Annotated in this window: 20 protein-coding genes; 7 read left to right on the plus strand and 13 right to left on the minus strand. The window is 71.7% G+C overall.

Annotated elements, in window-relative coordinates; genetic code table 11:
* Positions 1-126: 126 nt before the first annotated feature.
* From ACPPVO_RS05160 to ACPPVO_RS05175, 4 genes are read right to left on the minus strand one after another with little or no spacing between them, the layout of a single operon-like run.
* Positions 127-1,911 carry an ABC transporter ATP-binding protein gene (locus ACPPVO_RS05160; protein ID WP_426510116.1) on the minus strand — a complete coding sequence of 595 codons (1,785 nt, stop codon included), beginning with the start codon at positions 1,909-1,911 and terminating at the stop codon, positions 127-129.
* Entirely contained in the window at positions 1,901-3,655 is a 1,755-nt protein-coding gene (locus tag ACPPVO_RS05165; RefSeq protein WP_426510117.1) for an ABC transporter ATP-binding protein, read from the minus strand. The genes ACPPVO_RS05160 and ACPPVO_RS05165 overlap by 11 nt, the downstream gene beginning before the upstream one ends.
* Before the next feature lie 43 nt (positions 3,656-3,698).
* Complete coding sequence (locus ACPPVO_RS05170; RefSeq protein ID WP_426510118.1) at positions 3,699-4,187, minus strand: methylated-DNA--[protein]-cysteine S-methyltransferase; 489 nt, start codon at positions 4,185-4,187, stop codon at positions 3,699-3,701.
* Positions 4,184-5,584 (minus strand): AlkA N-terminal domain-containing protein, encoded by a 1,401-nt coding sequence (locus ACPPVO_RS05175; RefSeq protein ID WP_426510119.1) that lies wholly within the window; start codon positions 5,582-5,584, stop codon positions 4,184-4,186. The genes ACPPVO_RS05170 and ACPPVO_RS05175 overlap by 4 nt, the downstream gene beginning before the upstream one ends.
* A gap of 85 nt (positions 5,585-5,669) precedes the next feature.
* Here ACPPVO_RS05175 and ACPPVO_RS05180 point away from each other — a divergent pair, with 85 nt between their 5' ends.
* Both ACPPVO_RS05180 and ACPPVO_RS05185 read left to right on the plus strand, forming a co-directional pair.
* The gene (locus ACPPVO_RS05180) at positions 5,670-6,233 is read left to right on the plus strand and encodes a hypothetical protein (protein ID WP_426510120.1); all 564 of its coding nucleotides are present in this window, start codon (positions 5,670-5,672) and stop codon (positions 6,231-6,233) included.
* Between the two features lie 55 nt (positions 6,234-6,288).
* Positions 6,289-7,248 carry a helix-turn-helix domain-containing protein gene (locus tag ACPPVO_RS05185; protein WP_426510121.1) on the plus strand — a complete coding sequence of 320 codons (960 nt, stop codon included), beginning with the start codon at positions 6,289-6,291 and terminating at the stop codon, positions 7,246-7,248.
* A 197-nt stretch (positions 7,249-7,445) separates the two neighbouring features.
* Here the strand turns inward: ACPPVO_RS05185 and ACPPVO_RS05190 are convergent, their stop codons facing one another.
* The gene (locus ACPPVO_RS05190) at positions 7,446-8,291 is read right to left on the minus strand and encodes an aminoglycoside N(3)-acetyltransferase (protein ID WP_426510122.1); all 846 of its coding nucleotides are present in this window, start codon (positions 8,289-8,291) and stop codon (positions 7,446-7,448) included.
* A gap of 18 nt (positions 8,292-8,309) precedes the next feature.
* On the opposite strand from ACPPVO_RS05190, the gene ACPPVO_RS05195 reads away from it, so the two are divergent.
* Genes ACPPVO_RS05195 through ACPPVO_RS05205 form a run of 3 tightly spaced genes read left to right on the plus strand, consistent with a single transcriptional unit; the run spans position 8,310 to position 10,718 of the window.
* Positions 8,310-9,143, plus strand: coding sequence for a sugar phosphate isomerase/epimerase family protein (locus ACPPVO_RS05195; RefSeq protein ID WP_426510123.1), 834 nt, complete (start codon positions 8,310-8,312; stop codon positions 9,141-9,143).
* Between the two features lie 27 nt (positions 9,144-9,170).
* Positions 9,171-10,244, plus strand: coding sequence for a redox-regulated ATPase YchF (gene ychF / locus ACPPVO_RS05200; protein ID WP_426510124.1), 1,074 nt, complete (start codon positions 9,171-9,173; stop codon positions 10,242-10,244).
* Positions 10,245-10,262: 18 nt separating this feature from the next.
* Positions 10,263-10,718: a phage tail protein gene (locus ACPPVO_RS05205; RefSeq protein WP_426510125.1), complete on the plus strand. Its 456-nt coding sequence runs from the start codon at positions 10,263-10,265 to the stop codon at positions 10,716-10,718.
* Between the two features lie 130 nt (positions 10,719-10,848).
* On the opposite strand, the gene ACPPVO_RS05210 is transcribed toward ACPPVO_RS05205, so the two are convergent.
* The gene (locus ACPPVO_RS05210) at positions 10,849-11,166 is read right to left on the minus strand and encodes a 4a-hydroxytetrahydrobiopterin dehydratase (protein WP_426510126.1); all 318 of its coding nucleotides are present in this window, start codon (positions 11,164-11,166) and stop codon (positions 10,849-10,851) included.
* A 207-nt stretch (positions 11,167-11,373) separates the two neighbouring features.
* Here ACPPVO_RS05210 and ACPPVO_RS05215 point away from each other — a divergent pair, with 207 nt between their 5' ends.
* Both ACPPVO_RS05215 and ACPPVO_RS05220 read left to right on the plus strand, forming a co-directional pair.
* Complete coding sequence (locus ACPPVO_RS05215) at positions 11,374-11,766, plus strand: (deoxy)nucleoside triphosphate pyrophosphohydrolase (protein ID WP_426514541.1); 393 nt, start codon at positions 11,374-11,376, stop codon at positions 11,764-11,766.
* Positions 11,767-11,789: 23 nt separating this feature from the next.
* Positions 11,790-12,275, plus strand: a complete 486-nt coding sequence (locus tag ACPPVO_RS05220) for a DUF1990 family protein (protein WP_426510127.1) — start codon at positions 11,790-11,792, stop codon at positions 12,273-12,275.
* Positions 12,276-12,306: 31 nt separating this feature from the next.
* On the opposite strand, the gene ACPPVO_RS05225 is transcribed toward ACPPVO_RS05220, so the two are convergent.
* The 7 genes from ACPPVO_RS05225 to ACPPVO_RS05255 form a co-directional block, all read right to left on the minus strand.
* The gene (locus tag ACPPVO_RS05225; RefSeq protein ID WP_426510128.1) at positions 12,307-13,296 is read right to left on the minus strand and encodes a succinate dehydrogenase/fumarate reductase iron-sulfur subunit; all 990 of its coding nucleotides are present in this window, start codon (positions 13,294-13,296) and stop codon (positions 12,307-12,309) included.
* Positions 13,296-15,161 (minus strand): fumarate reductase/succinate dehydrogenase flavoprotein subunit, encoded by a 1,866-nt coding sequence (locus ACPPVO_RS05230; RefSeq protein ID WP_426510129.1) that lies wholly within the window; start codon positions 15,159-15,161, stop codon positions 13,296-13,298. The genes ACPPVO_RS05225 and ACPPVO_RS05230 overlap by 1 nt, the downstream gene beginning before the upstream one ends.
* A 9-nt stretch (positions 15,162-15,170) precedes the next feature.
* Complete coding sequence (locus ACPPVO_RS05235; RefSeq protein ID WP_426510130.1) at positions 15,171-15,992, minus strand: hypothetical protein; 822 nt, start codon at positions 15,990-15,992, stop codon at positions 15,171-15,173.
* Between the two features lie 188 nt (positions 15,993-16,180).
* Entirely contained in the window at positions 16,181-17,566 is a 1,386-nt protein-coding gene (locus ACPPVO_RS05240; protein ID WP_426510131.1) for a TldD/PmbA family protein, read from the minus strand.
* Positions 17,567-17,615: 49 nt separating this feature from the next.
* Positions 17,616-19,052, minus strand: coding sequence for a TldD/PmbA family protein (locus tag ACPPVO_RS05245; protein ID WP_426510132.1), 1,437 nt, complete (start codon positions 19,050-19,052; stop codon positions 17,616-17,618).
* Between the two features lie 63 nt (positions 19,053-19,115).
* Entirely contained in the window at positions 19,116-19,400 is a 285-nt protein-coding gene (locus ACPPVO_RS05250) for a 4a-hydroxytetrahydrobiopterin dehydratase (RefSeq protein ID WP_426510133.1), read from the minus strand.
* A gap of 24 nt (positions 19,401-19,424) precedes the next feature.
* A complete protein-coding gene (locus ACPPVO_RS05255; RefSeq protein WP_426510134.1) occupies positions 19,425-20,498 on the minus strand; it encodes a S8 family serine peptidase in 1,074 nt (357 codons plus the stop codon).

A 20,498-nucleotide genomic window follows, 5' to 3' on the forward strand; every position in this document is an offset into this window, starting at 1 on the left:
CAACAAGCCGAGATCCTTAGCGTGACGAGAATCCTCCCACGAACCGATGTATCAACGGTAGATCGACGGCATGAACCCCGCCATTCACGCAGACCTACGGGTAGAACTGTCAATTTCCCGACAGAATCAGAGCAGGGAGTCGCGCCACTGGGCGTGCAGGTCGGCGTAGTGGCCGCCGCCGCTGATCAGGGACGCCGGCGGGCCGTCCTCGACGATCCGGCCGCCGGACAGGACGAGCACGCGGTCGGCGATCTCCACTGTGGACAGGCGGTGGGCGATGACCAGCGCGGTCCGCGAGGCCAGGATCGTGCGCAGCGCCTGCTGGACCAGCCGCTCGCTCGGGATGTCCAGAGAGGACGTCGCCTCGTCGAGAATCAGCACCGCGGGGTCGGCCAGAAAGGCGCGCGCGAACGCCACGAGTTGGCGTTGTCCGGCCGAAAGGCGTCCCCCGCGCTTGCGGACGTCGGTGTCGTACCCGTCCGGCAGCCCGCGGATGAACGCGTCCGCCCCGATCGCCGCCGCGGCCGCCTCCACCTCGGCCCGCGTCGCGCCCGGGCGGCCGAAGGCGATGTTGTCCGCGACGGTGCCGGAGAAGAGGTAGTTCTCCTGGGTCACCATCACGATCGCGCGGCGCAGGTCGTCCTCGGCCAGCGAGCGCAGGTCGACGCCGTCGAGGGCGACCGTGCCGGCCGTCGGGTCGTAGAAGCGGGCGACGAGCTTGGCCAGGGTGGACTTCCCGGCGCCGGTCGCGCCGACCAGCGCGATCGTCTGCCCGGCCGGGACGAACAGGTCCAGCGGCGGCAGCACCGGGCGCCCGGCGTCGTAGGCGAACTCGACCGCGTCGAAGGCGAGCTCGCCCCGCGCCGCGGCGAGGCGTGCGGGCGTGCGCGGCTCGGCGACCGCCGGCGGCTCGTCGAGTACCGCCGCCAGCTTCTCCAGGGCGGCCGTCGCGGACTGCAGCGTGTTGTAGAACTGCGACAGCTCCTGCATCGGCTCGTAGAACCGGCGCAGGTAGAGCAGGAACGCGGCCAGCACCCCGACCTCGGTGCGCCCGTGCAGCACCCGCCAGCCGCCGTAGGTGAGCACCACGGCGACCGAGACGTTGCCGATCATCTTGATGGCGGGGGAGTACGTCGCGACGAGCCGTTGCGCGCGCAGGCTCGCGTCCCGGTAGTCGTCGTTCACCGCGGCGAAGATCTCGTCGTTGCGCCGCTCGCGCCGGAAGGCCTGCACCGCGCGGATGCCGCCCAGCGACTCGACGAAGTGGATGATGACCAGCGCGATCGTCTCGCGGGTCCGGCGGTACGCCCGCGCGCTGGCCCGCTGGAACCAGCGCGAGAGCCACAGCAGGAACGGGAACGACGCGAGCGTCACCAGGGCCAGCGGCAGGTCGAGCCACAGCAGGATGCCGGCCACCGAGAGCACCGACAGCGCGGCGAGCACCAGGTCGTCCAGCGCGCCGTCGACGAGCTCCGAGATGTTGTCGACGTCGCTGGTGAGCCGCGCGATGACCCGGCCCGAGGTGAACCGCTCGTGGAAGCCGATCGACAGCCGCTGGAGGTGGTTGTACACGCGGCCGCGCAGGTCGAGCAGCACGGCGTTGCCGACGCGGCCCGACAGCGCCAGGAACGCGCGCCGGGTGCCGAACTCGGCCGCGGTGGCCAGGCCGAACAGGACGGTCACGAGCACCAGCGTCGGCGGGTGGCCGATGCCGCGGTCGATGCCCAGCTTCACCAGCAGCGGCCCGGCCATCCCGGCCAGGTTCTGGGCCAGCAGCAGCGCGACGAGCGCGGCGATGGCCGCCCGGTGCGGGCGCAGCAGCGAGCCCAGCAGCCGCCGGCTGGCGACGCGCTGGGTCGGGTCGGGCTCCTCCGTCGCGGTGCCCCGCCACCGTTGGACGTCAAGCGCCACGCAGCACCTCGCGGTAGCCGGGGCACGTGGCCAGCAGGTGCGAGTGGGTCCCGATCGCGGCCAGGCGGCCGCCGTCGAGGAACGCCACGCGGTCGGCGAGGGCGATCGTCGACGGCCGGTGTACCACGAGCAGCGCTGTCGTCCCCGCCAGCACGGTCGACAGCGCCGCCTCGACGAGCGCCTCGGTGTGCACGTCCAGCGCCGAGAGCGGGTCGTCGAGCACGAGCACGCGCGGCCGCCCGACGACCGCGCGGGCCAGGGCGAGGCGCTGGCGCTGCCCGCCCGACAGCGAGAGCCCCTGCTCGCCGATGCGCGTGTCCAGGCCCCACGGCAGCTCGTAGGCGAAGCCCGCCTGGGCGATGTCGATGGCCTCGGCGATCTCGGCATCGGTGGCGTCGGTGCGGCCGAGCGTCAGGTTCTCCCGCACGCTCATCGAGAACAGCGTCGGGTCCTCGAACGCGGTGCCCACGATCCGGCGCAGCGAGTCGAGGCGGATGTCGCGGATGTCGTGCCCGTCGATGGTGATCGCCCCGGCGTCCACGTCGTACAGCCGCGGGACGAGCGAGACCAGCGTCGTCTTGCCGCTGCCGGTGAGCCCGACGATCGCCACGGTCTCGCCCGGCTCGACCTCGAGGTCGATGCCGCGCAGTACCGGCCGGCCCGGCTCGTAGCCGAACTCGACGCGGGAGAAGCGCAGCCGGCCCTCCACGGTGGACAGCGTGGCGGCCCCCGGGCGGTCCACGATGGACGGCGCGCTGTCGAGCACCTCGTAGATGCGCGCGGACGCGCTCATCGCCTCCTGCGCGTTGGCGATGATCCAGCCCAGGATGTCGATCGGCCAGACCAGCATCACCTGCAGCGCCACGAACCCGACGAGCGTGCCGACGGTGAGCTGGCCCCGCGAGACCTGCACGGCCCCGGCCACCAGCACCACCGCGAGCGTCACGTTGGGCACCAGGTCGAACTGCGAGAGCGTGCGCGCGACCATGCGGCTCTTGCCCACGCCGAGGTCGTGCACGTGCCGGGCGCCCCCGGTGAAGCGCTCGCTCATGTGGTCGCGCCGGCCGAACGCGCGGATCACGCGGATGCCCTGCGCCGATTCCTCGACCTGCGTGGTCAGGTCGCCGATCGCGTCCTGCAGCTCGCGGGAGGCGGCGAAGTACCGCCCGGTGAAGCGCCGCACGATGAGGAACAGCGGGATCGCGCTGAGTGCCACGAACAGGCCCAGCGGCCAGTACAGGTGGATCAGCAGGCCCGACACGGCCAGGTAGGTGGCGAGGTTGAGCACGAAGAAGAAGAGCCCGAAGGACAGGAACCGCCGGATCGAGGACAGGTCCGCGGTGGCCCGCGAGAGCAGCTGCCCGGACTGCCAGCGGTCGTGGAACTCGATGGGCAGGCGCTGCAGGTGCGCGTACAGATCCTCGCGCAGCCGCGCCTCCATGCCCACCGACGAGGCCGACTGGGCCCAGCGGCGGATGAAGCTCAGCACGCTCTCGCACACCCCGAGCGCTACGGCGAGCCCGCCGAGCAGGAACAGGCCGCGGGTGTCGCCGTGGCGCACCGGGCCGTCGACGACGCGCTGGATGAGCAGCGGAATGGCGAGGCTGGCCGCGGTGGACAGCACCGCGGCCAGCATCGACCACGCGGTGAGCCGGTAGTACGGCTGCAGGTAGACCCGCATGCGCCACAGCGCGTGGGCCTTGCCGGGCCGCCGCGCCTGCGGGGGCGCGGCGGTCGCTGACATGCCTCAAACGTACGTGTCCCGTTACATCGGCGCCAAGCGATATTCAGATAGCCTCATGTTCCAGCAGCCAGCGCTTGACCGGCAGGCCCCAGCGGAACCCGCCCAGCGTCCCGTCCAGGCGCAGCACCCGGTGGCAGGGCACGAACAGGGCCGCGGCGTTCGTCGCGCAGGCCATCGCGGCCGCGCGGACCGCGGCCGGGCGCCCGGCCCGCTCGGCGAACTCGGTGTAGGTCACCGGCGCGCCCGCGGGCACCTGCCGCAGCACGTCCCACGCGTGCGCGATGAACGACCCGCCCCGCTGGCGCACCGCGACGCCGTCGATCGCGGCCAGATCGCCGTCCACATAGGACTGCAGAGCCTTCAGCGGTACCCCCGGATCCACGCGCTGTTCCGGCGTGCCCGAGAGCCGTGCGAGCTTCATGAGCCCGGGCACATCGGTGGTCCAGCCGCTGGCCAGCACCGTCTCGTCCGCGTCGGTGAGCATGGTGAACGGGCCGGCGGGCGTGTTCGTCGTGGTCCAGTACGTGCTCATGGCATCCTCCAGAGTCTGATGGCGGCGTAGGACCGCCAGGGCCGCCAGCGCTCGGCGTGAGCGGCCAGGGCCTTCGGGTTGTCGGGGAGCCCGGCGGCCCGCGCGCCGCGCAGCACCCCGAGATCGGTGGGCAGGAAGGCGTCGGGGTCGCCGAGGGCGCGCATCGCGGTGTACTGCGCGGTCCAGTCCCCGATGCCGGGCAGCGCCTTGAGCCGCTCGACGGTCTCGTCGCGGTCGCCGCCGCCGTCGAGGTCCAGCCCGTCGACGACCGCGGCGGCGAGCCCGCGCAGGGTGCGCCGGCGCGACTCGGGCATCGCGAACGCCTCGTCGGGCAGCGCCAGCAGCTCCTCCGCGCTCGGGAACAGCCCGGCGTCGGCGCTGATCAGCTTGCGCAGCACGGTGCGCGCGGCGGCGACCGAGATCTGCTGGCCGACCACGGCCCGCACGGCGATCTCGAAGCCGTCGGTGGCGCGCGGTACCCGCACGCCCTCCTCCTTGAGCACCATCGGCGCCAGGGCCGGGTCGGCGCCGAGCACGGCGTCGACGGCGGCCGGGTCGGCGTCGAGGTCGAACAGCCGCCGGCAGCGCGCCACCGCCGGGGCCAGGTCGCGCAGGTCGGTCAGGCGCAGCGTGGCGGCCACGTGGCCCGGGTGCGGGGCCAGGGTCGCCCGCCCGATGCCGTGGGGCAGTCGCAGGTTGCGGTGGTACCCCTCCGCGTCCAGCCCGTCGATCCCGGCCACCGCGCGGTCGCCGAGGAACGTCAGCAGCGCCTCGGCGTGCAGCGGGGCCCGGTACGGCAGCCGTACCGAGATCAGGCCCTCGTCCGTCTCGGGCTGGGTGCGCCGCTCCCGCAGCTGCGACGGGGTGCGGCCGTAGATCTCGCGGACCGTGTCGTTGAACTGGCGCACGCTGCCGAAGCCGGCCGCGAACGCGATGTCGGCCAGCCCGAGCCGGGTCGTCTCGATGAGCACCCGCGCGGTCTGCGCGCGCTGCGCCCGGGCCAGGGCGAGCGGGCCCGCCCCCACCTCGGCCGCGAGCATGCGGTGCAGGTGACGCTCGGTGTACCCGAGCCGGCCCGCGAGCCCCGGCACCCCGTCGCGGTCGACCACCCCGTCGGCGATGAGCCGCATCGCGCGCCCGACCACGTCGCCCCGCACGTCCCAGTCGGGCGAGCCGGGCGCCGCGTCGGGCCGGCAGCGCAGGCACGCGCGGAAGCCCTCGCGCTGCGCGGCCGCGGCCGTCGGCAGGAACCGCACGTTCTCCCGCTTCGGCACGATCGCCGGGCAGGACGGGCGGCAATAGATCTTGGTCGACTTGACCGCGGTGACGAACACGCCGTCGAAGCGCGAGTCACGGCTGGTCGCCGCCTTGCGACAGGTTTCGAAGTCGAGTTCCACGACTCCATCCTGCCCCGCGCGGCGGCCGTCGACTGGCGGGATTCGGACGCGTACTTGCACGACGCCCGGCCCTAGTCTGGACGCTATGACTGACCACGAGGCCACCGAGGGACTTGAGGCCGCCGACCACGGCTCCGCGCACGCCGGGCTGGGGGCGGCCGACGACAACGAGCCGCGGATCGTGCAGGTGCACGGCGAGCACGGCGAGACCATCTACGCGCTGGACCGGGACGGCGACAACGTGGCCGACGCGGCCGCGTACGACGACGACAACGACGGCGTGATCGACCGGATCGCGATCGACACCGACGGCGACGGCACGCTCGAGACCGAGCTGCGCGACCTCGACGGCGACGGGCGCATCGACGCCGTCTTCGTCGACACCGACGGCGACGGCCACAAGGACGTCGCGGCGCTCGACTCCGACGGCGACGGCCGGTTCGACCGGGTGATCGTCGACTCCGACGGCGACGGGCACATCGACACCGACATCCGCGACACGAACCACGACGGCCGGGCCGACTACATCGCCCGCGACGAGGACGGCGACGGCCGCCGCGACTACACCGTGACCGACAGTGACCACGACGGGCACTTCGACACCGTGCACTACGACGACCCGAAGAGCGACCCGCTGGCCCAGGCCTGAGCGTCCGGCCGCCGCCCCCTCGTCACGGGCGGCGGCCGTTCGTAGGCTAACGATCATGTCCGAGGACATGGAGCTGCTGAACCCGGCCGAGCAGAGCGTGTACCGGCTGTTGGTGCGTCTGGCCGGCGCCGGCGCCGACGACCTGGCCGAGCGCGCGGACATCCCGGCCGCCGAGGTCGCCCGCCTGCTGGAGTCGCTGCGGGCCAAGGGCCTCGCGCGGGGCGGGCCGATCTTCGAGCCGCTGCCGCCCGACGTCGCGCTCGGCGACGCCCTCCTGCGCCGGCAGCGGGCCCTCGACTCGGCGCGGCGGGTGGTGGCGGGGCTCACCGAGGAGTACCGGGCGACGTCGCGGCGGCGGATCGCCGACCATCTCGTCGAGATCGTGGTGGGCGCCTCGGCGATGCGGGAGCGGCTGCGCGACATGCAGGACTCGGCGCAGGACGAGATCCTGTGGTTCTGCCGCGTCAACCCGATCGCGATGGCCGGGCCCGAGAACACCGAGGAGTCTTCGGCGCTGGCCCGCGGGGTCCGGTACCGCGCGATCTACGAACGGGCGCTCATCGAGATGCCCGGGGAGCTCGACGGCATCGCGGCCTCCGTGCGCCGGGGCGAGCGGGCGCGGGTCGTCGACGCGCTGCCGGTACGCCTCGCGATCGCCGACCGCGCCGTCGCCATCTGCCCCCTCGTGCCCGACCGCGACCGCGGCCTGGTGGAGCCGACGGCCGCGCTGATCCGGCGCAGTGAGCTGCTGGACGCGCTGCTGGCGCTGTTCGAGGGCACCTGGGAGCGGGCGGCGCCGCTGCTGGAGGGCGATGCGGACGCGGGGCCGGTCGGGGCCGAGCGGCTGCTGCTGTCGCTGTTCGTGGCCGGGTTCCCGGACAAGTCGATCGCCTCGCAGCTGGGTGTGAGCAAACGTACCGTCCAGCGGCGCCTGGAGCGGGTGATGGCCACGGCGGGGGTCGATACCCGGGCCGGGCTGGCGTTCGAGGCGGGGCGCCGGGGCTGGCTCGCCTGAGGCCGCCGCCGTGCCAGGCGCTGGAGCCGGCTCGCCGACCCTGTCCACATTGCGCCATGTCCGCATTGCGGCACAGGCCGGACATGTCGCGAGAATCGTTCGGGAATCAGACTTCTCGGTCGGGTGGCCCGGACGATCCCCCCTCACAGTCCGTGCCGCCTGTGCCAAGGGCCGCGTGTCGTCGTTCAGCCCTCCACCTAAGCGACGCCGCGCGGCCCTCCCTCGTTCTCGACGTTCGCCGCGCGCTGGGACAGCCAGCGGGTGCCGAAGTCGACGAGCTCGCGCTGGCGCATCAGGCGGCCGGTGCCGGCCCCGACCGGGCCCACCCGCTCGCCGCCCGTGATCTCGGCGAAGTCGGCGCCGAGCGGCTCGAAGAGCGAGGTGTCGTCGGCCAGCTCGCGGTACGAGACCCAGCGCCGCTCCCCGTCGACGAGCACGGGGGAGCCCTGGCGCAGGTACCGCTTCGGGGCGTCCGCGCGGTACTCGGCGAGGTGCAGCGACGTGTTGTTGTCGTGCCCGACGCCGAGCAGCAGGACCCACGCGTCCGCCTCGTAGAGCCGGGCCAGCGGCGAGCCCTCGCCGAGGCCGTCGTCCAGCCCGTGGCCGCCGGTGATCCGCTCCGCGAGCGGGCCGAGCGCGGCGAACGAGACCGTCGGGTGGGCGCTGCGCACGACGCCCGGGAACGAGCGGAAGCACTCGACGACCGCGCCCATGTAGCCCGTCGGCGTGATGCGCGGGTCGTACGCGGGCGTCTCGGCCCGGATGATCTCCCACCACGGCTCCGGGACCGGCGGGTTGCCCCAGTCCGCGGGCTCGGTCAGCTGCCGCGAGTGGGTCGGCATCACCAGCGTGCCCTGCGGGCCGAGCGCCTCCAGCAGCGCCAGCACCACGGTGTGCGCGCCGCCGGCCACCCAGCCCAGGCGTGACAGCGCGGAGTGGGTGACGACGGTCGCGCCCGGGGGCAGTCCGAGGGCGCGCAGCTGCTCGGCCAGACCGGTGGTCGTGCCCGGGCGGGACGTCCGCGCGACGGCATCGGCTTCCATCCCTTCATAATCGCGTGCATGGTGCGGTGGACGCTGTCGGGGTTCGGGGATGAGATCGATGCGGATCCGGCGGTACAGCTGCCGGTGCTTCTGGCTCTTGGCGCGCGGCACGTCGAGGTCCGCAGCGCGTGGGGCACAAACGTCGTCGACCTGGCCGACGAGGACGTCGCCCGCCTGGCCGACGTGCTGGCGCGGCACGGCGTCGGGGTGTCGGCGGTCGCGTCGCCGATCGGCAAGAGCGGGGTCGGCGACGATCCGGCGGCCGAGCAGGCCCGGCTGGAGCGCGTGGTGTGGGTGGCCCGGAGGCTTTCGGCGCGGTACGTGCGGCTGTTCTCCTTCTACCGGCCCGACGGGGTCGCCGCGGCGGACGTGCGCGACACGGTGGTGCGCCGGATGCGCGCGTTCGCGGACGTCGCCGAGCGCGAGTCGGTCGTCCTGGTGCACGAGAACGAGAAGGCGATCTACGGCGACACGCCCGAGCGCGTGCTGGACCTGATCGAGTCCGTGGGGTCGCCGGCGCTGCGGGTGGCGTGGGACAACGCGAACTTCGTGCAGGTGGGCGTGCGGCCGTTCACCGAGGGCTTCGCGATGCTGCGGCCCTACATCGAGTACCTGCAGGTGAAGGACGCCCGCGCGGCCGATGGGATCGAGGTGCCGGCCGGGTACGGCGACGGGGAGCTGCCCGAGACGCTCACCGCCCTGCGCGACTCCGGGTTCGAGGGCTTCGCCTCGCTGGAGCCGCACCTCTCGGACCCGGCCTTCCCGGACGTGCTGTCGGGGCCGCGGCGGTTCGGGGAGGCGGCCCGGGCGCTGCGGGGGCTGACCGACGGGCTGGGGATCGAGCTGGCCTGAACCGGCTGTTGCGTACGCTTACGTGTTGTGGCACTCAGCATCGGCATCGTCGGCCTGCCCAACGTGGGCAAGAGCACCCTGTTCAACGCCCTGACCAAGGGGGACGCGCTCGCCGCGAACTATCCGTTCGCGACCATCGAGCCCAACGTCGGCGTCGTCGGGCTGCCCGACACGCGGCTCGGGCGGCTGGCCGAGCTGTACGACTCGCAGAAGATCATTCCGGCCCCGGTGTCGTTCGTCGACATCGCCGGGCTGGTGCGGGGCGCCTCGAAGGGGCAGGGCCGGGGCAACGCCTTCCTGGCCAACATCCGCGACGCGTCGGCGATCTGCCAGGTGGTGCGGGCGTTCTCCGACCCGAACGTCGTGCACGTCGACGGCAAGGTCTCGCCCCGCGACGACATCGAGACGATCAACACCGAGCTGATCCTCGCCGACCTGCAGACCATCGAGAAGGCGCTGCCGCGGCTGGAGAAGGAGGCGAAGGTCCGCAAGGAGCGCGCCGGCGTCGTGGCCGCCGCGAAGGCCGCCGGCGAGCTGCTCAACGAGGGCAACACCCTCTACGCGGCCGGCTTCGACGTCTCCGACCTGGGCGAGCTGCACCTGCTCACCGCGAAGCCGTTCCTGTACGTGTTCAACGTCGACGAGGCCGGCCTGGCCGACGAGTCCTTCCTCGACGACCTGCGCGCCATCGTCGCCCCGGCGGAGGCCATCTTCCTCGACGCGAAGATCGAGTCGGAGCTCACCGACCTCGACGAGGAGGAGGCCCTGGAGCTGCTGGCCTCGATCGGGCAGCCGGAGCCGGGCCTGCACCAGCTGATCCGGGTGGGCTTCCGCACCCTGGGCCTGCAGACGTACCTCACCGCCGGGCCCAAGGAGGCCCGCGCCTGGACGATCCCGACCGGCGCGACCGCCCCGGAGGCGGCCGGCGTGATCCACTCGGACTTCCAGCGCGGCTTCATCAAGGCCGAGGTGGTCTCGTTCGACGACCTGATGACGGCGGGCTCGATGAACGCCGCGAAGGCCGCGGGCAAGGTCCGCATCGAGGGCAAGGACTACACCATGCAGGACGGCGACGTCGTCGAGTTCCGCTTCAACGTCTAGGGGCACAGGTTGTCGTACGTGGTCGATTTCGAGACCGTCTCCACCACCGGCCTGGAGACCTCACCGGTGGCCGAGGCGCTCGCCGGCCTGCGCGCCAACGAGGCCCGTTACTTCAGGAACAAGTACGACCACGTCTTCACGGTCGAGCCGGCGACAGCGGCCCCGGATGCGGTGGAGTACGTGCACCGCATCCTGCGGGACGAGCGGGACCTCGCCATCGGCTCCCGGCCGCTGGAGGTGACGTCCTTCGAGGTCGAGGGCGTGCGATGGACCTACGTGTTCTACGAGTCGGGCCTGTCGATCAATGTGCTCTACACCGTCGAGGACGGCGGGAAGCGCGCCGTCGGCTTCAAGCTCTCGGACGGAATGGAGGTCCCGGAGGAGCTCGCGGACCGCTTCAAGTTCGCCCGTCAGCGGTCGAAGCTCGCCGGCACCATCCGTGGCTCGTTCTTCGTCATCAAGGGCGAGTACTGAGTCCGGTTCCGATCTGCCGGGCGCGCAGCGCCCCGCACATCGGTGCGGTGCGGTCTTGACCGCACGGACGCCGGGATTTCTGGCGGGAGCGACGGTCCGCAGGTGACGCGGGCCCGAGCCAGGATCTTTTTCATGCCGCTCCGGCAATGATGTTCTTGTACAGGTCCTCGATGCGCGCGGCAAGCGTCACTTCGCCCGGGGAGAGGTCCGACTCGTCGCTGCCGGGCACTCGTAAGCGGATCTGGGTGCGTCCGTCCAGGCGGCGGACGTCCGGGCGGACGCCGACGGCATCGGCGACCACTTTCATTCGCTCGGTCAGTGCCGCATGCTGGGATTCGTCGAGCTGCAGCGTCCGGCGGATCTCACCGCCGTCATGTGTCCAGCCTTGTAGTAAGGCCAGCGCATCGCTGAGATAGTCGCGGTGATCGTCGCTCCACCGGGCCCGCATGTACGACCTACCCTCCCACGGCATCGTTGCCGGCTTGTGGCCGATTCGAAGCCTGCCCGTCATCAACGGTGTCTGCAAGTCTGACTAGCAACCGGGGGATCTGTCCACGGCCACTTTTCCCTCGTCTGGTGAACAACAGGGCATAGCCCGCCACCGGAACTTCATGTGGATCTGGCACCCTGGTTGCCCGTGCAGACCGAACGGTTGATGCCACGGATCATCGTCGGCGCGGCGATCATCGCCGACGGGCGCGTTTTGGCGTGCGAAAGAGCCCAACCGCCCGAAATGGCCGGAAAGTGGGAGTTCCCCGGGGGCAAGGTCGATCCGGGGGAGACCGAGGAGCAGGCGCTGGTGCGCGAGTGCCAGGAAGAGCTCGGGGTCGACGTCGCGGTGGGCGAGCGGGTCGGGGACGACATCGCGATGCTGAACGGGACCGCGATCCTGCGGGTGTACATCGCGACGCTGATCAACGGCGGCCAGCCGCTCCCGCTCGAGCACAGCGACCTGCGCTGGCTGGGCGCGGGGGAGCTCGACAGCGTGCCGTGGCTGCCCGCCGACGCGCCGATCGTGCACGCGCTGGAGCCCCTGCTGCCCTCGTAGGCGCCGTTGTTACCTTGGGCCCCGTGGATGTCACATACGCCGAGGTCGGCGCGACGCGCGAGGGTCCGCTGCCGGCCGGCTATCTGCACGTGACCCGGCGGGTCCGCCTCACGGCGGGGTTCGCGGCGGCGGCCGAGGCGCTCGCCCGCTGGCGGCCGCAGCACGGGGCCGGGCTCAGGGTGCGCACGGACGCGGAGCGGGCCGGGCTCGGGGTCGAGTTCGCGTCCGGCATCGGGGCGGGCCCGCTGCGGCTGTGGGTGCCGTGCAAGATCGTGTGGATCGTCGACGAGCCCGACCGCTACGGGTTCGGGTTCGGGACGCTGCCCGGGCACGTGGAGACCGGCGAGGAGGCGTTCCTGCTCTCCACCGACGCCGAAGGGCACGTGTGGTTCGACGTGCGGGCGTTCAGCCGCCCGGCCAAGTGGTGGGTGAAGCTGGGCGCGCCGGTGGCGCGCCTGCTGCAGGCGAAGGTCACGGACCGCTACACGGCCGCGATGCAGAGCCTCTGACCGGTGGCCGAGGCCCTGCATCCGGGGTCGTCTAGTGCGAGTCCGGGTGGTTGTACCGCAGCTTCTCCGGCGGCAGCGGGAACTCCTGGTCGTCGCCGAACGGCGAGGCCGCCGCGGCACGGTCCAGGTAGAGCTCGGCCACGGTCAGCTTGCCGTCCGAGCCGAGGGCCGGCTCCTGCGGCACGGGGCCCTGCTGGTTCCAGTGCGTGCCCGTGTCCGCCGCCGCGCCCGTCGGGCTCGACGCGTGCGCCAGGGCCGGCTCGTCCAGCTGGTCACGGCGGAAGATCTTGCGCCCAAGCCAGGTCACGGGGTCGTACCTCCGATCGACAACGCGTTCCTTCATGGGAATGATCGCATTATCAGTGATCTTGATGTGTTCGGGGCAGACCTCGGTGCAGCACTTGGTGATGTTGCAGTAGCCCAGGCCCTGCTCCGCCTGGGCCATCTCCTTGCGGTCGCCCCGCGCGTCGAGCGGGTGCATGTCCAGCTCGGCGGCCCGGATGAAGAACCGGGGTCCGGAGAAGGCCCGCTTGTTCTCCTCGTGGTCGCGGATCACGTGACACACGTTCTGGCACATGTAGCACTCGATGCACTTACGGAACTCCTGCGAGCGCTCCACATCGATCTGCTGCATGCGGTACTCGCCGGGCTCCACGCCCTTCGGCGGCGCGAAGGCGGGCATCTCCCGCGCCTTCTGGTAGTTGAAGTTGACGTTCGTGACCAGGTCGCGGACCACCGGGAAGGTGCGCAGCGGGGTGACCGTCACCGTCTCGTTGTCCTCGAACGTCGACATCCGGGTCATGCAGCCCAGGCGCGGCTTGCCGTTGATCTCCATCGAGCAGGAGCCGCACTTGCCGGCCTTGCAGTTCCAGCGCACCGCGAGGTCGGGGGTCTGGGTGGCCTGGAGGCGATGGATGACGTCGAGCACGACCTCGCCCTCGTTGACCTCCACCTGGAAGTCCTGCAGCTGGCCGCCCGTGTCGTCGCCGCGCCAGACGCGGAAGTGGCGATTGGTACCCATCACAGCTCCTCGTCGGTCATGTACTTGGCCAGCTCGCTCTGCTCGAACAGGGCCTGCAGCTCCGGCCGCATCACCGGCAGCGGCTTGCGCTCGAGCCGGACGTCCTCGCCGTCGAGCGAGCAGACCAGGTTGACCCGGCGCCAGTCGGGGTCCATCTTCGGGAAGTCCTCGCGGGTGTGCCCGCCGCGCGACTCGGTGCGCTCCAGCGCCGCCTTCGCGGTGCACTCGGAGACCACCAGCATATTGCGCAGGTCGAGCGCCAGATGCCAGCCCGGATTGTACTTTCGCCCGCCGGCTACGCCGACCTTCTTCACGCGCTCCTTGAGCTCGGCCAGCCGTACCAGCGAGTCGCGCAGCTCACCCTCGCGCCGAATGATGCCGACGAGCGTGCCCATGATGTCCTGCAGCTCCTGGTGCAGGGTGTACGGGTTCTCGCCGCCCTCACCCCGGGCCAGCGGGGCCAGCGCCGTCTCCACGGCCGCCTCGACCGCCGCCGGCGACGGCTTGCGCCGCCCCGCGTCGGTCGCGTGGACCGCCGCGTGCTCGCCCGCCCGCTTGCCGAAGACCAGCAGGTCCGACAGCGAGTTGCCGCCGAGCCGGTTGGAGCCGTGCATGCCGCCGGAGACCTCGCCGGCCGCGAACAGGCCCGCCACCGCGGCCGAGCCCGAGTCGGCGTCGACCTCCACGCCGCCCATCACGTAGTGGCAGGTCGGGCCGACCTCCATGGGCTGCTTGGTGATGTCGACGTCGGCCAGCTCCTTGAACTGGTGGTACATCGACGGCAGCCGCTTGCGCACCTGCTCGGCCGGCAGGCGGCTGGCGATGTCGAGCAGCACGCCGCCGGCCTGGGTGCCGCGCCCGGCCTTGACCTCGCTGTTGATCGCGCGGGCGACCTCGTCGCGGGGGAGCAGCTCGGGCGGGCGGCGGTTGTTGTCCGGGTCGGAGTACCAGCGGTCGGCCTCCTCCTCGGTCTCCGCGTACTGCTTGCGGAAGACGTCGGGGACGTAGTTGAACATGAACCGCTTGCCGTCGGTGTTGCGCAGCACGCCGCCGTCGCCCCGGACCGACTCGGTGACCAGGATGCCCTTGACCGAGGGCGGCCAGACCATGCCGGTCGGGTGGAACTGCAGGAACTCCATGTTGATCAGCGTCGCGCCGCTGCGCAGGGCCAGGGCGTGGCCGTCGCCGGTGTACTCCCACGAGTTCGACGTGACCTTGTAGGACTTGCCCACGCCGCCCGTGGCCAGCACGATCGCCGAGGTCTCGAAGACCACGAAGTCGCCGGACTCGCGGTAGTAGCCGAAGGCGCCCGCGACCGCGCCGTTCTCGATGAACAGCTCGGTGATCGTGCACTCCTGGAAGACCCGGATGCGCGCCTCGTAGTCGCCGTGCTCCGCGTAGTCCTCCTGCTGCAGCGAGACGATCTTCTGCTGCAGGGTGCGGATCAGCTCCAGGCCGGTGCGGTCGCCGACGTGCGCCAGCCGCGGGTACTCGTGGCCGCCGAAGTTACGCTGGCTGATCTTGCCGTCCTTCGTGCGGTCGAACAGCGCACCGTACGTCTCCAGCTCCCAGATCCGGTCCGGGGCCTCCTTCGCGTGCAGCTCGGCCATCCTGAAGTTGTTCAGGAACTTGCCGCCGCGCATGGTGTCGCGGAAGTGCACCTGCCAGTTGTCTTTCGCGTTGACGTTGCCCATGGCCGCGGCGGCGCCGCCCTCGGCCATGACGGTGTGCGCCTTGCCGAACAGCGACTTCGAGATGATGGCGGTCTTCTTGCCCGCGAGCCGGGCCTCGATCGCGGCCCGCAGCCCGGCGCCGCCCGCACCGATCACCACGACGTCGTAGGTGTGTCGCTCGATGTTCGTCATCGGGGGGTCCTAATTCCAGATTCGAAGGTCGGTGATCCAGTTCGCGGACACGGCCATGATGTACGCGTCCGTCAGGATGACCGTGAACAGCGACGTCATGGCGAAGGTGCCGTGCCGGGTGTTCAGCTTGGAGATCAGCGTCCAGAGCCGGTACCGGACCGGGTGCTTCGAGAAGTGCTTGAGCCGCCCGCCCATCACGTGCCGGCAGGCGTGGCAGCTGGCCGTGTACCCCGCCAGCGCGAGCACGTTCACCACGATGATCAGCGAGCCGAGCCCGATGCCGAACCCGCCGTCGTCGCCCTTGAAGGCGTGGAAGGCGTCCCAGACGTTGATCAGCAGGATCAGCGAGGCCACGTAGAAGAAGTAGCGGTGCGAGTTCATGAAGACCAGCGGGAAGCGGGTCTCGCCGCTGTACTTCTTGTGCGGCTCCTGCACCGCGCACGCCTGCGGGGACAGCCAGAGCGACCGGTACCCGCTCTTGCGGTAGTAGTAGCACGTCACCCGGAAGCCGGCGACGAACGGGAATGCCGCCAGGCCGAGCGGAAGCCATCGCGGGAACTCGCCGAACGGGGTGCCGAAGTGCGATGCGCCCGCCTGACAGGAGTCGCTCAGACACGGCGAGTACAACGGCGTGAGATATCCGTGCTCGGGGACGAAGTACCACTTCGCCATGAAAATCCGGATCGTCGAATAGACGATGAAGAACAGCAGAATCGCCGCGATGGAGAGCGGGGAAGTCCGCCACCCGTCCGTCCGCAATGTCTTGGCGCCAATGGCTGCGCGGGGCCCAGCGCCCGCAACTGACCGTGGCCGTGTAGGCGTGGTCGTCATGGTGAGTACTCCCTGGACGGGCTGGTGAAGAGTTCTCTGATGTACCGATCTATGGTCGGTGCACACGTTACGCCCGATCCCGAAGCGACGTGCGTTGGGAGTCTTACGCGCGCCGAGTCGCTACCGAAAGGCCTGATGGAAACCTCGGCCCCGGTTGTGGAGAACTTCACTGTCACGGGTATTCGCGCTCAGCCCGACGCGCCTCCGGTGTAGTTCCACGAGGCGAGCCGCAGCGCCGGGGCCATGAACCCGGCCTCGGCCCACGGCCCCGGCATCTCGACCGCGTGCGACCCGATCCCGAGCACCGCTCCGGGCCCGAGCGCCTGCGGGTAGGACTGCGTGAACCGGAAGTTCCGCACCGGGGTCGTGATCCGCCCGTCCTCGATGAGCCACACCCCGTTGCGGGTCAGCCCCGTGACCACGAGCGTGCGCGGGTCGAGCACCCGCGTGTAGTAGTTGTCCGTGACCAGCAGCCCGCGCTCGACCCCCGCGACGAGCGCCGCCACGGTCGAGTCCGTCGCCGGCCCGTCGACCTCGTGCACCGCCGGCCCGTCCGCGGGCAGCAGCCGCAGGCTCGAGGGGAGCGCCCCGAAGCTGGCCCCGCCCGGGATCGCGTGCCCGGTCGACTCGGTCCCGTCGCCGGCCCGCGCCGCCGTCCGCCGGTCGTGCACCACCGCGGCCGACACGCCCCGGTCCACGAGCACGACCCGCCGCCGCGGCGTGCCCTCGACGTCGAACGGGATCGCTGTCGCATCCGGCTGCAGGGCGTCCTCGACCATTGTCACGGCCGGGTCGAACTGCGCCGCGCCGACCTCCAGGAACGACTGGCGGTCGAGCACCATCCGGGCGTTGAAGCCGTACATCGCCAGCATCATCAGCACGTCCGCGACCGCGGCCGCCTCGAGCACCACCTCGTAGCGCCCCGGCGCCAGCTCCACCGGGTCGACCCCGGCCCGCGCCTTCGCCGCCGCCCGCGCGCCGAGTACCGCGCCGTCGATGTCCCCGAGCCGCACCGCCGCGAGCCGAGCGAGCCCGTCCGAGCTCGAGGTCCGCGCGATGCCGTCCATCGCCGCGCTGGTCCGCGCCGCGGCCAGGTGCTGCCCCGCCGAGTTCGCGTACGCCACGCGCGTCGCGGACGTCCGGCAGTACCCGGCGGTGTCCAGCCCCGCGGCCTCGCGCACGAACGCCCGCACCCGAGCGGCCCGGTCGTCCGGCGACGCGGCGGCGGTCTCGTCGTCCACGTTCCCTTCCGCCGCGGGGCCGAGTGCGCTCGCCGGCGCGAGCCCGGGCCACGTCGGGTCGGCGGGCGCGAGCCGCATCGACGCGACCGTGCGCCCCACCAGATCCTCCAGCCCCTCGACCACCGTGGTCGAGGCGCTCGCCGTCCGCCCGTCGGCGTGCAGCCGCAGCCGCACCGCGGTGACCTCGTCGGCCACGTTCTGGTGGATGTACGACCCGGCGAACCGCGTCAGCGCCAGCGCCTGCCGCTCGACCGTCACCTCGGCCTCGATCCCGGCCCCGACCAGCTCCAGCACCCGCTGCGCCAGGTCGGTCTCCGTCGCCGTCACGCTCATCCCCGCACCCCCACGGTACCGATTCCGCCCGGCGCCTTGCCGTTCCCGCTCATCCGCGCACCCCCACCCTGACGTTCTGGAACCGCGCGGCCGCCGCCGGGTGCCCGGTGTGGCCGATCTGGCCCGGCTGGCCCTTGCCGCAGTTCGGGGTGCCCCAGGAGACGCTCTCCGAGCTCAGCATGTCCATGGAGCCCCAGAACCGGGGACCGATGCCCGTATACGTCGGGTTGCGCAACATCCGCCCGCGGCGCCCGTTCTTGATCTCCCAGCCGACCTCGCAGCCGAACTGGAAGTTGAGGCGCTTGTCGTCGATCGACCAGGACCGGTTCAGGTCCATGAGCACGCCGTCGTCGGTCGCGGCGATCATCTCGTCGAGCGTGTGCGGCCCCGGCAGCAGCCCGACGTTCGTCATGCGCACCATCGGCAGCCGCGCCCACCCGTCGGCGCGCACGCTGCCCGCGTAGTCCAGCCCCGCGACCGCGGCCGAGTCGCGCCCGGCGAGCGTGCCGACCCAGATGCCGTCGCGCACCGCATAGCGTTGCCGGGCCGGAGTGCCCTCGTCGTCGTACCCGAACGAGCCCAGCGCCCCCGGAATCGTCGGGTCGATCGTGATGTTCATGAGCTCCGAGCCGTACCGCAGCTGGTTGATCTTCGCCAGGTCGAGCCACGACGTGCCCGCGAACGCCGCCTCCCACCCCAGGATGCGGTCCAGCTCGATGGCGTGCCCGACCGACTCGTGGATCTGCAGCGCCATCTGCTCGCTGCCGATGATGAGCGTCGTCTCACCCGCCGGGCACTGGGGCGCCGAGAGCAGGGCCCGCGCCTCGTCGGCGATGCGCGCCGCGTGCGCCGCGAGGTCCAGCTCGTCGACGAGCTCCCAGCCGCGGGTGCCGTACTGCCCGCGGTAGGACGGATACGAACGCCGCTGGGTCTCGCCGTCACCGATGACCGTGGCCGAGATTCCCGCGCCCGACTCCCGGATGTGCTGGTCGATGCGGTGCCCCTGCGAGGAGACGAACCACTTGCGCGTGTCCCAGATCTGATACAGCCCCTCGGCGATGTCCGCGCCCGCCTTGTGCGACTCCGCGGTCGCGCTCGTCAGCAGGTCACCCTTGACCGACAGCGCCACCCCGAGCGGGTCCACCGCGCAGGCGCTCGCCCACGAGTCCACCCGCGCCTCGACGTCGACGAGGTCGACCGCCGGCCCGGGCACCGTGGCCGAGGCCCGGGCGATCGCCGTGGCCCGCTCCCCGGCGCGCTTGGCGGCCGCCGAGCCCAGGTCGGGCACCGCGAAAAATCCCCAGCTCGATCCCACCAGCGCCCGCACGCCGACACCCGCATCCTCGTCCTGGCTGAGATCCTCGATCTCACCGTTGCGAGCGGACATCGACTCGGAGCGGCGGTGCATCACGCGGGCATCGGCATATCGGGCGCCGGCCGCGAGGGCTGCCTCGACCGCCGCGGTCGCCACGTCGAAGTGGGTCATGGTTGGACCCTACCGAGGGGGTACGACACTTTGGGCGGACACGACCCTACGTCGATGTCCCGGCTACCCGATCAACTCGTTGATCTGCCGCGCGAGCGCGATGTCCTTCTCCGTCACCCCACCCGCCGAGTGAGTGGACAGCCGGAAGGTGACGGTCCGCCAGCGGATGTCGATGTCGGGGTGGTGATCGGCGGCCTCGGCCAGGTGCGCGACCTCGGCGACCAGCCGGATACCGTCGAGGAACGAAGCGGCGGTCACGGAGCGCTCGATGCCGTCCGCGTCACCGGCCCAGCCGGCGAGCTTCTCGAGGGCGGCGGAGATCTGGTCGTTGCCGAGTACGTCAGCCATGCTCCCGAACCTACTCCGGCCTGTTCACCGATGTTGCCGGCGGCGGCTGCTCCGGAGTACCGCTATGAGAACCATGACCACTACGGCGGCGCCGATGGCTGTGATCACGGCGGCGCTTTGGTTGGCGGGCGGTGGCGGGCTTGGGGGTGGGGAGGCGCTGGGTGGGGCTTGGGGGATGTCGGCGGTGAGGGCCTTGACCAGGTCGATGACGCCGTAGCCGTACACCGGATCCTTGCCCGGCTCACCCTTGTCCTGCGCGGTCACGGTGAGCCGGCGGACCACGTCGGGGCCTTTGAGCTGCGGGTACCTGGCGCGGATGAGGGCCACGGCGCCGGCGACGAGGGCGTTGGCGTCGCTGGTTCCGGTGCCGGTGCGTGTCCTTCCCTCGGCGTCGACCGCGGTGATGTCGACTCCCGGGGCGACCAGGGCGAGTTCGGGTCCGGCGACTGAGATGGCGGCGCGCTCACCCTTGCGGTCGACGGCACCGACCGCGACGACGCCCGGCACTCGCGCGGGAAAGGCGACGTCGCCGCGACCGGGCTTGTTGCCGGCCGCCGCGACTACGACGACATCCGCGGCTATGGCGTTGGCGATCGCGGTGCGCACGATCTTGGTGTCGCCCGTGCCGATGGATAGGCAGATGACTTTGGCGCCCTTGCTCACGGCGTAGTCGATGGCGGCGGCGACGTCGCGAGCGTCGCCCCCAGCGAAGTCGAAGTCCTGAGACAGTTGGATCGGCAGGATCGTCGCCTTCGGGGCGATGCCGAGCGCACCCTTGCCGGCCCCGCGGCCGCGTCCGGCGATGAGTGTGGCCATGGCGGTGCCGTGACCTTGCGGGTCGGTGGTTCCGTCGCCGGTGTTGCCGCCATAGTCCTTGCCGGGGACCAGCGCCCCGGCCAGTTCCGGGACGGTCGCTTCCACGCCGGTGTCCGCGACGGCGACGAGCACGCCCTCGCCCTGACTGAGTCGTTGCGCCTCGACAACGTGCATGAAATCCAGGTGCCACTGCTGATCGCGAACGCTGTCGGCCAGCGCCGGAGTGGGCGCGGCCACGGCCGCCAGCATCACCGCCGCCAACGGCAGCACGATTCGTCGCAC

The organism is Dactylosporangium sp. McL0621, assembly GCF_049995355.1.
In the GTDB taxonomy this organism is placed as follows: Bacteria; Actinomycetota; Actinomycetes; order Mycobacteriales; family Micromonosporaceae; genus Dactylosporangium.

Bases quoted from the DNA above. Each gene is read 5' to 3' on its own strand.
- ACPPVO_RS05165 (WP_426510117.1), bottom strand. From the start codon at position 3,655: ATGTCAGCGACCGCCGCGCCCCCGCAGGCGCGGCGGCCCGGCAAGGCC.
- ACPPVO_RS05235 (WP_426510130.1), bottom strand. From the start codon at position 15,992: ATGACGACCACGCCTACACGGCCACGGTCAGTTGCGGGCGCTGGGCCC.
- ACPPVO_RS05250 (WP_426510133.1), bottom strand. From the start codon at position 19,400: ATGGCTGACGTACTCGGCAACGACCAGATCTCCGCCGCCCTCGAGAAG.
- ACPPVO_RS05240 (WP_426510131.1), bottom strand. From the start codon at position 17,566: ATGAGCGTGACGGCGACGGAGACCGACCTGGCGCAGCGGGTGCTGGAG.
- ACPPVO_RS05195 (WP_426510123.1), top strand. From the start codon at position 8,310: ATGGTGCGGTGGACGCTGTCGGGGTTCGGGGATGAGATCGATGCGGAT.
- ACPPVO_RS05180 (WP_426510120.1), top strand. From the start codon at position 5,670: ATGACTGACCACGAGGCCACCGAGGGACTTGAGGCCGCCGACCACGGC.
- ACPPVO_RS05185 (WP_426510121.1), top strand. From the start codon at position 6,289: ATGTCCGAGGACATGGAGCTGCTGAACCCGGCCGAGCAGAGCGTGTAC.
- ACPPVO_RS05210 (WP_426510126.1), bottom strand. From the start codon at position 11,166: ATGCGGGCCCGGTGGAGCGACGATCACCGCGACTATCTCAGCGATGCG.
- ACPPVO_RS05215 (WP_426514541.1), top strand. From the start codon at position 11,374: ATGCCACGGATCATCGTCGGCGCGGCGATCATCGCCGACGGGCGCGTT.
- ACPPVO_RS05170 (WP_426510118.1), bottom strand. From the start codon at position 4,187: ATGAGCACGTACTGGACCACGACGAACACGCCCGCCGGCCCGTTCACC.
- ACPPVO_RS05225 (WP_426510128.1), bottom strand. From the start codon at position 13,296: ATGGGTACCAATCGCCACTTCCGCGTCTGGCGCGGCGACGACACGGGC.
- ACPPVO_RS05230 (WP_426510129.1), bottom strand. From the start codon at position 15,161: ATGACGAACATCGAGCGACACACCTACGACGTCGTGGTGATCGGTGCG.
- ACPPVO_RS05190 (WP_426510122.1), bottom strand. From the start codon at position 8,291: ATGGAAGCCGATGCCGTCGCGCGGACGTCCCGCCCGGGCACGACCACC.
- ACPPVO_RS05245 (WP_426510132.1), bottom strand. From the start codon at position 19,052: ATGACCCACTTCGACGTGGCGACCGCGGCGGTCGAGGCAGCCCTCGCG.